The following is a 12,485-nucleotide window of genomic DNA, read 5'->3' as shown; positions in this document are numbered from 1 at the left end:
ACACTATTGCGACAGTGTCTCTACCTCGATGGCAGGCCCGTCGGTGCGCACCGTCACCGAAAGGTGCTGAGCCTGGGTCACATCGAGCACCTTGCTCGGCCGATAGACGCAGATGGCGATCCCGCCCGTAAAACGCAGGCTATCGTAGACGATGCCGTCTTCGCCCGCGGCCCGCTGCTGTTCGCCAAAAGCCTGGCTTGCCGCATAGTCCTGCCGATCATAGAGCGCTGGTTCGTCGGCCCCGCGGAGATCGACAAAGGCGCCCTCCAGCCGGGCGACATAAACACGAAAGCAGCGTGTGGCACTCACCTGTCGACGAGCAAAGGCCTCGCGCCGGAGGTGATGGGCCACTTCGGCCAGGCTCGTCTCGATCCTGTCCGCCGCATACCAGGCACCAAGGTCTGCGCCTGAAAAGCGTCCGCCCCCCGGTGCTGCGTGGAGAAATGCCGCCATGACGATGGAGGAATTGGTCCGGCCAAATACCCATTCGTCCCGAGGCAGCCGGGCAATGCGTTCGGCAACCAGCCGATCATTGGTCCAGCCCGCCAGTTCCATCACCGCATCGAGATCGGCGGCGCGCGACACCGTATCGAAAAGCCCGATGGGTGGAAATTGCGACGGGATCAGCCGGAAACTCGGTTGCGGGGCCGGTGTGTGCCGCGTCTCTAGCGCCACACGATATCTCCCGCCGTCGTCGCCGGAAAATCGGTATCGAGCCCGTTGGGGGCCATATAGACGCCGCCCCGCGCCGCATCGAGGAAGCGCCGCACCAGCACGATGCCGTCCAACGACCCAGACATGATCAGGTTCAGCGGCTTTTGCCCCCCAAAAAGCGGCGCATCATGCGGCCCTCTGAGCCAGCCAAGCTGCTCCTGCGCATCGGCAAACAGCACGCCCAGGGCCTGATGAATGCCGAACACGCCCGACAAGCGCATCAGCGCATCGACGTCGAGCGTCACCTCGCCCTGCTCGCGGGCGATTTTCATCCAGTTCTGATAGGTCGAGCGGCTCGGATAGCCCAGCACCAGTCGGCGCTGTTCCTCATTGAGCCCCCAGAGATCGGCAATAGCTGCAAAGCTGCGCAGCGCCGGGGCGCTCAGCCGCCGCCGATTGGCCGGCTCGAAGCGTTCAGTACCGAGAACTTGAGCGTGACCCGCAAAGGCAGCCTGCGGCGCTTCACCAAATCCAAACGTGGACATCTCGATCTCCTTCGAGATAAGGATTGTCCATATTTGGACATTTGTCAAGTATTGGACGAATTAGCTCTCGCGTTTGACCACTTCGGGAATGAGACCCTTGGGTGCAAATCGCAGCGCAATGGTGATGACCAGGCCCAGCACGAAGACGCGCATCTGAGCCGAACGCGCCTCGATTTCCGGGATGGCGCCCCAGCCGAATTGCGTCGACCATGTGCTGACGAATTCGAATACCGCCTTGGACAGCGGCTCCGATACCACCCATATCAGCCAGAGCAGCACGGCCCCAAACAGGGCGCCCCAATTGTTGCCCGCACCGCCGACAATCACCATGACCCAGATGAGGAAGGTGTGGTTGATCGGCTGATAGCTGGAGGGATCGAAAATCTGCACGAAGCTGACCAGCATGGCCCCGCCAATGCCCATCAGCACCGAGCCGAAAACGAAAATTTCGAGCTGGCGGGCGGTGACGTTCTTGCCCATGGAGGTCGCGGCAATGTGGTTGTCGCGAATGGCCCGCATCATGCGGCCCCAGGGACCGGCATAGGCACGCGAAATCAGCCAGAGCACGACGCCGAGCACAACCAAGGCGAGCAAGAGGTAACCAGCGCGTGCGGCAAGCAGCGAAGTGGCGATGTTCATGCCACCAGCCTGGAAATCCTGCGGCAGCGGCGTCGGCCATGGGATCGGCGACACGGTCAGCGTGCCGCGCGTCAGCCAGTCCATGTTCTTGATCAGCGCGCGGATGATTTCGGAAATGCCGATGGTCGCGATGGCGAGATAGTCGGTCCTGAGGCCAAGGCAGATTTTGCCAACCACATAGGCGATGCCGGCGGCCAGAACGCCGCCAAAAACCCAGCCCAGGATCGGGTGGCCGCCAAGACCACCGACCCAGCCGCCACCGGCCGCCGATTCGATATAGGCGGCCGCCGGATCGAGTTGGCTGCGATAGAGCACATAGGCGACGAACCAGGCGAGAACGGTCAGCACGGCCTTCCACTTGCCGGTAATGCCGATGCGATCAGCCTTGCGCGCGGCGAGGACGATCAGGGCCCCGCCGGCAAAGGCCAGCAGTGCCCGCCCGAGCATGGCCGGGCCTTCACTGCCCCAGAAGACCGGATTGACCGGATAGGAAATGAAGGTGACGGCAGCGCCGCCCACCATGAGAAAACCCATGATGCCGAAATTGAACAGCCCGCCATAGCCCCACTGGATATTGAGCCCAAGCGCGATCAGCGCATAGGCGGCTGCTTCCACGAGGCGCGAGGAGGTAAAGGGGGCGCCCATCACCCAGCCCATGAGCAGGATGAGAACGAAAAGGCCGCCGAAAAGCGTCAGGGAACGCTGGATCATGACGAGGCTCCCTTAAAAATGCCCGTGGGTCGCACGAGCAGGGTGACGACGAGAATGACGAAGGCGACGGTAAGCTTATATTCGGTCGGCACCAGAGCCAGCGTCGGCGGCAATTGCATCCACTCGGGCAGGATCGCATTGAGCGGCCGCAGCAGCATGGTCCAGTTGAACACGGCCAGCGTTTCGGCAAAGCCGATCAGCAAGCCCCCGGCAATCGCACCATAGGCCTGGCCGAGGCCACCGACGATGGCGGCAGCAAAGATCGGCAGGATGATGTTGAAGGCGAGATCCGGTTTCAGCGTCACGTCCAGTGCCAGCATGGTGCCGGCCATGCAGCCCAGCGCGCCAGCTATGATCCAGGTCACGCGCACGACGAGCGCGGTGTTGATGCCCGAAACCTGGGCGAGGTCGGCATTGTCGGCCATGGCTCGCATGGCTTTGCCGAGCCGCGATCGCGTCAGGAAGAAATGTAGCGCCAGCACCGACACCAGGGTAACGACGATCATCAACACTTGCGGCTCGGTGATCACCAGCGGCCTGGTCGAGCCGATACTGGTCATGTCCATGCGGAACACTTCCTTGGGCTCGGTCTCGAAGAAGGAATAAGAGCCCGCGCCAAAGAACAGGCGGATAAGCCCCTGGATCATCAGCGTCACGCCGATCGAGGCAATCAGCAGCGTCACCGGCTTGGCGCCGCGCTTGCGCAGCGGCGCATAAAAACCCTTGTCGATCCCCAGGGCGAGGATGGCGGCCAGAACCATGGCGATGGGCAGGACGACAAAGCCGGTGGGGATCGGCGTCACGATGCCCCAGGCGGCAAAAAGGCTCGCCAGCAGGAAGGCGATGAACGCGCCGCCGGTCATGAGTTCGGAATGGGCAAAGTGTGCGAAGCGCAGAATGCCGAAGACCAGGGTGATACCGATAGCGCCCAGGGCATAGATGCAGCCGAGAACGAGACCAGAAATGACCACCTGATTGGTGAAGAAAATGAGTTCGGTCACGGCTCAGCCCCCGAGGAAAGACTTGGCGACTTCCGGATCGGCGATCAGCTCCGCCCCGGTGCCGGTGAAGCGGTTCTGCCCGCTGGCAAGCACGAAACCCTTGGAGGCAAAGGCCAGGGCCTGTCTTGCATTCTGCTCGACCATGAGAATGCCAACGCCTTCCTTGTTGACGCGCTGGATGGTCTCAAAGATCTCAATGACATAGCGCGGCGAAAGACCCGCCGACGGCTCGTCGAGCATCAGCAGCGTCGGCTTGCTCATCAGCGCGCGGCCCATGGCCACCATCTGCCGCTGGCCGCCCGAAAGCTCGCCCGCCGGCTGCCGGCGCTTTTCGCGCAGCACCGGGAACATTTCGTAGACCCATTCCATGGTGCTCGAAAAATCGTCGGTGCGCGTAAAGGCGCCCATTTCGAGATTTTCTTCGACCGACATCGAGGTGAAAACGTTCTTCTCCTGCGGCACGAAGCTCAGCCCCTTGGGGACGAGCTTGTCGGGCAGGGAATTGGCGATGTTCTCGCCACCGAAATCAATGGTGCCGCCGGTGACCTTCAAAAGCCCAAAAATGGCCTTGAGCGTCGTCGACTTGCCGGCGCCATTGGGGCCGACGATGACACCGATATCTGATTTCTCGATGGCGATATTGACGCCGTTCAAGATCGGCGCGCCACCATAGCCGCCAACGACGTGTTTCAGCTCAATAAGCGGCATCAGACAGCTACCTCGGCAGGCGAGCCGAAATAGGCTTCGACGATTTGGGGATTGGCGCGGATTTCGGCCATCGGGCCTTCGGCGATCTTTTCGCCCTGCGCCATGACGATGACGGGATCGCAGAGCCGGCCGATCAGGTCCATGTCATGCTCGATGACGAAGAACGTATAGCCAAGCTCGCGATTCATGCGCTCGATATTGCTGGCCAGATCATTGAGGAGGCTCTTGTTAACGCCGGCCGCGACTTCATCGAGCAGCACCACCTTGGCGTCGACCATCATGGTACGGCCAAGTTCGAGCAGTTTTTTCTGACCGCCCGAAAGGTTCCCGGCCAGTTCGTTGCGCACATGGCCGAGTTTCAAAAAGTCGATGACGTCGAGCGCCTTCTTGCGGACGTCGGTCTCGCGGCTTTTCACCAGCCCGGGCCGAAACCAGGTCGAGAGCAGATGCTCGCCCGGCTGGTCGCCCGGCACCATCATCAGGTTTTCGAGCGCCGTCATCTGCGAAAATTCGTGCGCGATCTGGAAGGTGCGCAGCATGCCGATGCGGAAAAGCTGGTAGGGTTTCATACCAGTGACATCGGCACCATCGAAGATGACCTGGCCGCTATCGGGCGTGATATTGCCAGCGACCATGTTGAACAGGGTCGACTTACCAGCGCCATTGGGCCCGATGAGCCCGGTTATCGATCCGCGCCGGACCGAGAGCGAGCAATTGTTGACGGCCGTGAGGCCGCCAAATCTTTTGGAGACGTTGCGAACGTCTATAACCAAATCGGTGGTCACTAAGCGCCCCGAATTTCCTGAATGCCATGCCGCCCGGTTAAATCCGGGCAATTTTGGGGCATCTGCTCACAAGCAGGAGTTATGGTCAACGCCACTGCGCGGCCCCTGGGGACAAAAAGGCCCGGTGAAATCGATTTTTGAAAAGATATCAGAAGCTCAGACGGCCGCGAGAACCGCGTCCGCCGTGGAGCGATTGTTGGCAAGCGGCACATCATAGAGCGTCGCGAGGCGCGTCAGCGCCTTCACATCGACATCATGCGGCTGGGCCGAGAGCGGATCGATGAAGAAGATCAGCACGTCGAGCCGGCCTTCGCAGATCATCGCACCAAGCTGCTGGTCGCCTCCCAAAGGTCCGCTCTTGAGCAGGGACACCTCAAGCCCTGTCGCCGCCATGACGCGGCTCCCGGTCGTTCCCGTGCCCCAAAGCTCATGCTGGACAAGCTTGTGCCGATGCCGTTCGGCCCAGGCACAAAGGTCATCCTTCTTGTCGTCATGCGCCACAAGACCAATGCGAGCCATGCTTGTCTCCCTAACCGGTCCTCTTCAAGCACGGCTCAGGCGAAAAGCGCAATGGCCTCGCTGACCAGCACATAGATGGCGGCCTCTGGAATCGACGCACCGGGATAGAGCCGAAGGAAGCGCCCTTTCTTCAGCTCTTCGCCCATCAGCAGACCCTCGGGGTCGGCCAGCACCCGCCCGTGCTCGAAATAGAGCGAGACCCGGTCGGCATAGGGAAAGACCGCACAGACATGCCCCGCCCTGGCGTGACGGAAATTGACCGAGCGCCAGCCGCTCATGACTTTTCCCGTCAATCCCGGCATGCCGCCCACAAGTCCGATCAGGTCGCGCGCCAAGGCGCCGATCTCGTCGGGTAGTGGATCGAGCAGATCACTGAGGCCAGGAAGATCCTGCATCGCGCCATCCAAAAGAAAAGCGCCGCCTCATGGGCGACGCCTTGTTTTCATCGCTTGCGATGACAGGTGCTGTCAGCAGGCCTCAGAACTCGTCCCAATCCTGCGCCAGGGCCGTATTGCCATAGCTCTTGGGCACGGGTTTTGCGGCGGGTTTTGCCACCGCCTTGGGCTGGCGGGTGACAGAAACGGGCGCTGCGGCAAGACGCTGGTGGCCCTCGATGCGGAACACATCGACGATCTTGTCGAGTTCGCTGGCCTGGGCTTCGGTCTGTTCGATGGCGGCATTGGTTTCTTCCACCAGCGCCGCATTGTGCTGGGTCATTTCGTCCATCTGCCGCACGGCCACGGTCACTTCCTCAAGCGCCGCGGACTGGGTGCGATTGGCCTGGGCGATCGTATCGATCAAGGTCGCGCTCTCCTGGGCACCGGCCAGAATATCGAGCAGCACTTCGGCGGCACGGGCGACCAATTGCGTGCCGCTGCGCACTTCGGCAGCGCTGGTTTCGATCAGCGCCTTCACTTCCGAGGAGGCATTGGCGGCCGACTGTGCCAGCCGCCGCACTTCCACAGCGACGACAGCAAAGCCCTTGCCTGCTTCGCCGGCGCGCGCCGCTTCCACCGAAGCGTTCAGGGCAAGCAGGTTGGTCTGGAAGGCGATGTCATCGATGAGGCCGATGATGTTGGAAATCTTGGCCGAAGAGGTTTCGATTGCACCCATGGCGCCATTGGCGGCGGTGATCGCCTCTCCGCCGGTCGTCGCGCTTTCTGCCACGCTGCGTGCCTTGTCGCTGGCGGTCGCCGCGCGCTTGGCGTTCTCCACCACAGCCGTCGAGAGCTGTTCGATTGCTGCGGTCGTCTCTTCAATGGTCGCGGCCTGGCGGGTCGTGCGGTCGGCCAGGTCATTGGTGCCCGACAGAATCTCGCTCGTCGCCACCTTCATCTGGCGCGAAGTCTGCTGCAATTGCGCGACAATGGTGCTGAGCCGCTCGGCCACGGCATTGGTATCGTGCTTGATCTGGTCGAATTCGGGTTCGAGCTCGGCCGTCACGCGCGTCGTCAGGTCGCCCCGCGCCACATCCTGCAGCACCGCGCCGGCAGCAGACACGGCCGCCTCGATCTTGGCCTTGGCCGCATCGTCGGCTTTCTTGGTGTCTTCATTGAGCTTTTCGAAATAGGCCGAGACGCCGATATCGATGTCGAGCAGGACCGCCTTGAGCACCGAAACCAGCGAGCCGGTCAGCACTTCAACGTCCTTCATGATCTCCTTGGGATCGCGCGGCACCGAACGCCCGAACGCGCCCTTGGTGGGGGTCAGCGCCGTAGCCATGTAGTCGGTGATGATACCGGTCACCAGCGTTTCGATGATGAGGCTGTATCCACCAATATGCCAGCGCGGTTCGAGCCCGATCAGCGCATGTCGAAGGCCGACGCGCGTGCTCGCTTCAAAGTAGTTGGCATCGAGCTGGCCCGAGGCAATGGCGCTCCAGTGGCCGACCTGCTTACCCTGGGCGCGGTTCATCTGCGGCTTACCGTCGAAGAAGCGCGCCACGGCCGGAACGGTCGCGATATGGCCATAGAACCGCTCGAGCGCCGGCACGAGATGGGCTTCGATCAGCGGCCGGATACGCACGAGGCGCGACCGAGCCTCCTCATCGAGTTGAACGAAATCCAGCCGCGACTGCAGCAGCTCGTGAGAAGATTTAGACATGACCGGCCTTTGACGAACGTCGGGATTACTTGGCTTGAACCGCGCGCAAGTTCCCAATCTTGGTCACGATCAACCCCAGAACCCTATGGCACTCTTGGTAAATTTCCGGTTTACCGGTTCAAAATTGCCCAAAGAAAAGGCAGTTCTAGCTAGGCCGCCGAGCGCTCCTGCCGTGTGCCCCTTGGCTCCTGGCGGAAGACATCGACAATGCTGTCAAGCTTGGCCGCCTGGGCTTCGGTCTGTTCGATGGCCGCGTTGGTCTGTTCCACCAGCGCCGCATTGTGCTGCGTCATTTCGTCCATCTGCCGAACTGCGGTAGCCACCTCATTGAGCGCGCTCGATTGTTCGCGGCTGGCCTTGGCCATCTCCCCGATCAATCCAAAACTGTCCTCGGCCCCGTGAAGGATGTCATCGAGTTTTCGTGCCGCCTGTTCGACGAGCTGGGCGCCGGTCCGCACTTCGCCGGCGCTGGTCTCAATCAGGGCCTTGACGTCGGCCGAAGCCTGCGCCGCCGATTGCGCGAGGCGCCGCACTTCGACCGCCACCACGGCAAAACCCTTGCCGGCGTCGCCCGCCCGCGCCGCTTCCACTGAAGCATTGAGGGCAAGGAGGTTGGTCTGGAAGGCAATGTCGTCGATCAGCCCGATGATGTTGGAAATCTTGCCCGACGAGGCCTCGATGGCCGCCATGGCTGCGGTCGCATCACCCATCACCGTGCCGCCCTTGGTCGCGTCTTCAGCCAGGCTCCGGGCCTTGTCGCTGGCTGTCGCCGCCCGCGTTGCATTATCAGCAACGGTCCCGGCAAGCTGCTCGACGGCGGCCGAGGTTTCCTCGATGGTTGCCGCCTGGCGCGTCGTGCGCTGCGACAGATCATTGGCCCCAGCCAGGATTTCGGCGGTCGCGGTCTTGAGTGAACCTGACGCATTGCGCAGGCCGCCAACAATGGTTTCGAGTTGGCTCAGCGACTGGTTGAAGGCCTGCCGGAGCTGCTCATACTGCCCGGTAAAGCTGGTATCGATCCGTCCGCCAAGGTCCCCATTGGACATGCGCGCAAGGCTCTGCGTCAGCAGCGCAATAATGCCTTCGGCCCGCTTGCGTTCGGAAATATCGGTGGCGAACTTGACGACCTTCACCACCTTGCCGGCAGCATCGAAAATGGGGTTGTAGGAGGCCTGGATCCAGATCTCCTTGCTGCCCTTGCCAAAACGCTGGAACTCAGCCGAGATATATTCGCCCGCCCCCAATCTTTGCCAGAAGGAGCGGTATTCAGCGCTTGCGGCAAAGTCCTTGTCGCAGAACATGGAATGATGCCGCCCGACGATTTCTTCGAGGCGATAGCCAAGGGTGGCGAGAAAGTTCTGGTTCGCCTCCATGATCGTACCATCGAGCTTGAAGGCGATGACGGCCTGGACGCGTGAAATCGCTTCCACCTGCGCCTTGTGATCGGCCGCCCGGCTTACCTGTTCGGTAATGTCGGTGGCAAACTTGATGACCTTTACCGGCTTGCCGGACTTGTCCATGACCGGGTTGTAGCTCGCCTGGATCCAGATTTCGCGCCCGCCCTTGGCAAGCCGCCGATAGGCCGCGGACTGAAACGAACCGCGCCGGAGCTCGGCCCAGAAATTCCTGTACTCTTCGCTCGTGGCAAAGGCAGGATCGCAGAACATCGAGTGGTGCTTGCCGACGATTTCGTCGAGGCGATATCCCATCGCGCCGAGAAAGTTCTCGTTGGCCGTTATGATCTTGCCTTCAAGGGTGAATTCGATGACTGCCTGGCTACGCGATATGGCCGCACACTTGGCCTCGAGATCACGTATCGAAGCACCCTGCCCAAAGCCCAGCGCTCGCATTTTTTGGCCTCTTGTCTGGGACGACAGCCGCCTATCGTCCTCTTTATGAGGCTGCGCCCCGAGGGTTAACAAAGGCTTTCTCGCCAAGTAGAATGTTTTTCGTATTTTGCGAACCGCATGTAAAAAGACATACGCCGGAATAATATGACAAAATCCGTCAGTAGATAATTCGACTATACTCTACGCAGGAATACGCATTCGCGATTGTATCTATCGTTACTAGATCTCGGGCGATGATAGGCGCGCCTTTATTGAGGGCACTCTGTCCCGGCGAATAACGAGGGGCGCCATCTCGGCGCCCCTTTGCTTTCAGTGCTTGGCGAACCAATCGTCCGCGCCGTGGTCTCGATCAGAACTCGTCCCAGTCCGCCGAGATGGCAGCGCTACCCTGGCTGAGATAGGCCTTGGCCGCTTTCTGGCTTGCAACCGGTCGTGGTGCCGGACGGTGAGACCTGGACACTGCCGGCTGGGGCGCGGCAGATCGATCGTCGGTGTGGAACACCGCCACGATCCGATCGAGCTCGCTCGCCTGGGCTTCGGTCTGCTCGATGGCGGCATTGGTTTGTTCCACCAGCGCCGCATTGTGCTGGGTCATCTCGTCCATCTGCCGCACGGCAACAGTCACTTCCTCGATCGCCGCGGCCTGCTCGCGGCTGTCGCGGGCCATGCCTTCCATCAGCGCCGAATTGGAGCGCGCCGCTTCAAGCATGGCGGCGAGTTTTGCCGCCGCTTCCGCCACGAGCTTGGTACCGGCCCCGACTTCACCCGAGGACGCCTCGATCAAGGCTTTGACGTCCGAGGAGGCCTGGGCGGCCGACTGGGCAAGCCGCCGCACTTCCACGGCCACCACGGCAAAACCCTTGCCCGCATCGCCAGCACGCGCCGCTTCCACCGAAGCGTTGAGGGCCAGCAGATTGGTCTGGAAGGCAATATCGTCGATGAGGCCAATAATGTTGGAGATCTTGCCCGAGGAGGTCGAGATTTGCTCCATGGCCTTGGTGGCGCGGCTCATCACTTCGCCGCCCTCTTCGGCCGTGCGGCTCACCAATTGCGCATCGGCATTAGCATCGCGCGCCCGGTCGGCATTCTGCAGCACGGTGTGAGCCAGCTGCTCCATGGCCGCCGAGGTTTCCTCGATGGTCGCCGCCTGCTTGGTCGTGCGTTCGCTGAGATCATTGGCGCCCGAGAGGATTTCCCCGGTTGCCGTCTTGATCGAGCGCGAGGTGTGCTTGAGCTGGCCGACGACATCGCTCAGCGTCTCGGCCACGGCATTGGCGTCATTCTTCAACTTGGCAAAGGCACCGCTGAAATTGCCCTGCATGCGAACCGTGAGGTCAGTCTGCGCCAGGGCCCCGAGCACGATACCGGTTTCCGACACGCCACTATCGACCGTCTCGACCAGCGAATTGACGCTGCGCGCGAGGCCGTTGAGTTCGGCATCGGGGAATTCGGCATGGACGCGCTTGGTGAAATCGCCGGCAATGGCGGCATCCACCACTTCTCCGAAAGCGGCCTGCAGGTCCGTCATCATGGCGCGGCGCTGCTGTTCGTCCGCCACGATGCGCGCGGCTTCCGCCTCGGTCATCTGGCTGATCTTGAGCCCGTTTTCGCGGAACACTTCCACGGCCCGCGCCATATTGCCGATTTCATCCTTGCCCTGCTGATAGGGCACTTCGAGGTCATACTTGCCCTGCGCCAGTTCGCGCATGATGGCGGTCATCTTCTGGATCGGACCGGAGATGAAACCTGCGCCGAACCACACCAGACCCAGCGCGACCAGCGCCAGGATCGCCGCGGCGCCGATGGCGAGATTGCGGGTATTGTCGACGCCGGCATAGATCGTTGCCAGCGGCACCTGCATGATCATGGTCCACTGCTCGGGCACGCCCGGGAACTGCATCTGCGTGGTCACGGCAAACTGCTGCACGCCATCGGCATCAGCATAGGCCATGCCCTGTTCCATGCGCGCGGTGTCCTGCAGCGCCGCGGCGACATCGGGCGCCACCGCCGTACCGGCCAGCGCCGGATCGGGATTAACGATCCAGAGGCCGTTATTGCTGATGATCTGCACTGTGCCCACGCCAAAGGGCTTGAGCTGGCCGATCACGCCGGCGATCGTGTCGAGCGTCAGGTCCGAGGTCAGGATGCCGATTGGCTTTTCATTCCTGCGGATCACGACGCTGACCGTGGTCATCAGCACCGTCTTGCCGCCCACGGTGTAGCTATAGGGCGGCACCAGCGTATTGCGGTTTTCCTTGATCGGCAGGTCATACCAATCGCCAGTTCCGGCCTCCGGCGACATATCGAGCTGTTCGACGATCAGCTCGCCATTGGGCCGGGCAAAATAGGGGACAAAGCGACCCGCCTGGTCGGAATAGGCATGGCCAATGAATTCGGCGTCGCGGCCGTCCGGCTGGTTCGGCTCGAAAGCCAGCGTCATGCCCATCAGCGTCGGCCGCGCTTCGATCGCCTGGGTGACGATGCGACCCAATTGATCGCGATCGATCACCGGACCCTGAATGGCGCCTTCGATCGCGGCACCCACGCCTTGGGTCATGTTGACGATGCCACCGAGCTGGCCGGAAGCCATCTGCGAATAGGAGGCAACGAGCGCCCTGGCGCGCTCCTGCGCTTCGGTGCCCGCCGTTTGATACATCAGGGCGATGCCGCCCGCGATGAGCCCGGCCATGCTGACCGCAAACAAAACCCCAGCGCCCGTTACCAGCTTGGCGCGAATGGAAAGATCGGAAAACTTCATTTCAACGCAATTGCCTCCACGCCCTTCTGGGCGGAATCCCCTCGCAGGCCACTGCCGTCCCTCGGCCAAGCCAAGAGAAAGCGCCTATGAGAGGGCTGTCTGGTGGCCGCCGAAGCGGACCATGATTTGCAATGTCTGCGTCCGACTGTAGCAATGCATGATTTGGGTTAAGTGCCGGTAAAGCATATCGGCAAATGAAGACGGCGCCCCAA

Annotated in this window: 11 protein-coding genes; all 11 read right to left on the bottom strand. The window is 61.6% G+C overall.

The features are described from left to right. Positions 1–3: 3 nt before the first annotated feature. The 11 genes from ACSQ2A_RS17040 to ACSQ2A_RS16990 all read right to left on the bottom strand — a co-directional run bounded on the left by ACSQ2A_RS17040 (position 4) and on the right by ACSQ2A_RS16990 (position 12,273). Positions 4–675 (bottom strand): RES family NAD+ phosphorylase, encoded by a 672-nt coding sequence (locus ACSQ2A_RS17040; RefSeq protein WP_436073184.1) that lies wholly within the window; start codon positions 673–675, stop codon positions 4–6. After that, on the bottom strand, positions 666–1,199 hold the full coding sequence (locus ACSQ2A_RS17035; RefSeq protein ID WP_436073183.1) for an MbcA/ParS/Xre antitoxin family protein: 534 nt from the start codon (positions 1,197–1,199) through the stop codon (positions 666–668). Before ACSQ2A_RS17035 ends, ACSQ2A_RS17040 begins: the two co-directional genes overlap by 10 nt. A gap of 60 nt (positions 1,200–1,259) precedes the next feature. Beyond that, positions 1,260–2,549 carry a branched-chain amino acid ABC transporter permease gene (locus ACSQ2A_RS17030; protein ID WP_436073182.1) on the bottom strand — a complete coding sequence of 430 codons (1,290 nt, stop codon included), beginning with the start codon at positions 2,547–2,549 and terminating at the stop codon, positions 1,260–1,262. After that, the gene (locus tag ACSQ2A_RS17025; protein WP_436073181.1) at positions 2,546–3,550 is read right to left on the bottom strand and encodes a branched-chain amino acid ABC transporter permease; all 1,005 of its coding nucleotides are present in this window, start codon (positions 3,548–3,550) and stop codon (positions 2,546–2,548) included. The genes ACSQ2A_RS17030 and ACSQ2A_RS17025 overlap by 4 nt, the downstream gene beginning before the upstream one ends. 3 nt (positions 3,551–3,553) lie before the next feature. Continuing rightward, on the bottom strand, positions 3,554–4,258 hold the full coding sequence (locus ACSQ2A_RS17020; RefSeq protein ID WP_035085411.1) for an ABC transporter ATP-binding protein: 705 nt from the start codon (positions 4,256–4,258) through the stop codon (positions 3,554–3,556). After that, a complete protein-coding gene (locus ACSQ2A_RS17015) occupies positions 4,258–5,043 on the bottom strand; it encodes an ABC transporter ATP-binding protein (protein WP_295412688.1) in 786 nt (261 codons plus the stop codon). Before ACSQ2A_RS17015 ends, ACSQ2A_RS17020 begins: the two co-directional genes overlap by 1 nt. Positions 5,044–5,199: 156 nt before the next feature. Next, the gene (locus tag ACSQ2A_RS17010; protein WP_295412690.1) at positions 5,200–5,562 is read right to left on the bottom strand and encodes a methylglyoxal synthase; all 363 of its coding nucleotides are present in this window, start codon (positions 5,560–5,562) and stop codon (positions 5,200–5,202) included. A gap of 35 nt (positions 5,563–5,597) precedes the next feature. Next, entirely contained in the window at positions 5,598–5,957 is a 360-nt protein-coding gene (locus ACSQ2A_RS17005) for a hypothetical protein (protein ID WP_436073180.1), read from the bottom strand. An 82-nt stretch (positions 5,958–6,039) separates the two neighbouring features. Next, on the bottom strand, positions 6,040–7,665 hold the full coding sequence (locus tag ACSQ2A_RS17000) for a methyl-accepting chemotaxis protein (protein WP_436073179.1): 1,626 nt from the start codon (positions 7,663–7,665) through the stop codon (positions 6,040–6,042). 149 nt (positions 7,666–7,814) lie between these two features. Next, positions 7,815–9,515, bottom strand: coding sequence for a methyl-accepting chemotaxis protein (locus ACSQ2A_RS16995; RefSeq protein ID WP_436073178.1), 1,701 nt, complete (start codon positions 9,513–9,515; stop codon positions 7,815–7,817). A gap of 349 nt (positions 9,516–9,864) precedes the next feature. Then, positions 9,865–12,273: a methyl-accepting chemotaxis protein gene (locus tag ACSQ2A_RS16990; RefSeq protein WP_436073177.1), complete on the bottom strand. Its 2,409-nt coding sequence runs from the start codon at positions 12,271–12,273 to the stop codon at positions 9,865–9,867. Positions 12,274–12,485 lie beyond the last annotated feature (212 nt).

Source organism: Devosia sp. LjRoot3 (assembly GCF_964252865.1).
In the GTDB taxonomy this organism is placed as follows: domain Bacteria; phylum Pseudomonadota; class Alphaproteobacteria; order Rhizobiales; family Devosiaceae; genus Devosia.
This window is presented reverse-complemented; position numbering and strand designations above follow the sequence as displayed.

Bases quoted from the DNA above. Each gene is read 5' to 3' on its own strand.
- ACSQ2A_RS17020 (WP_035085411.1), bottom strand. From the start codon at position 4,258: ATGCCGCTTATTGAGCTGAAACACGTCGTTGGCGGCTATGGTGGCGCG.
- ACSQ2A_RS17005 (WP_436073180.1), bottom strand. From the start codon at position 5,957: ATGCAGGATCTTCCTGGCCTCAGTGATCTGCTCGATCCACTACCCGAC.
- ACSQ2A_RS17030 (WP_436073182.1), bottom strand. From the start codon at position 2,549: ATGATCCAGCGTTCCCTGACGCTTTTCGGCGGCCTTTTCGTTCTCATC.
- ACSQ2A_RS17010 (WP_295412690.1), bottom strand. From the start codon at position 5,562: ATGGCTCGCATTGGTCTTGTGGCGCATGACGACAAGAAGGATGACCTT.
- ACSQ2A_RS17035 (WP_436073183.1), bottom strand. From the start codon at position 1,199: ATGTCCACGTTTGGATTTGGTGAAGCGCCGCAGGCTGCCTTTGCGGGT.
- ACSQ2A_RS16990 (WP_436073177.1), bottom strand. From the start codon at position 12,273: ATGAAGTTTTCCGATCTTTCCATTCGCGCCAAGCTGGTAACGGGCGCT.
- ACSQ2A_RS16995 (WP_436073178.1), bottom strand. From the start codon at position 9,515: ATGCGAGCGCTGGGCTTTGGGCAGGGTGCTTCGATACGTGATCTCGAG.
- ACSQ2A_RS17000 (WP_436073179.1), bottom strand. From the start codon at position 7,665: ATGTCTAAATCTTCTCACGAGCTGCTGCAGTCGCGGCTGGATTTCGTT.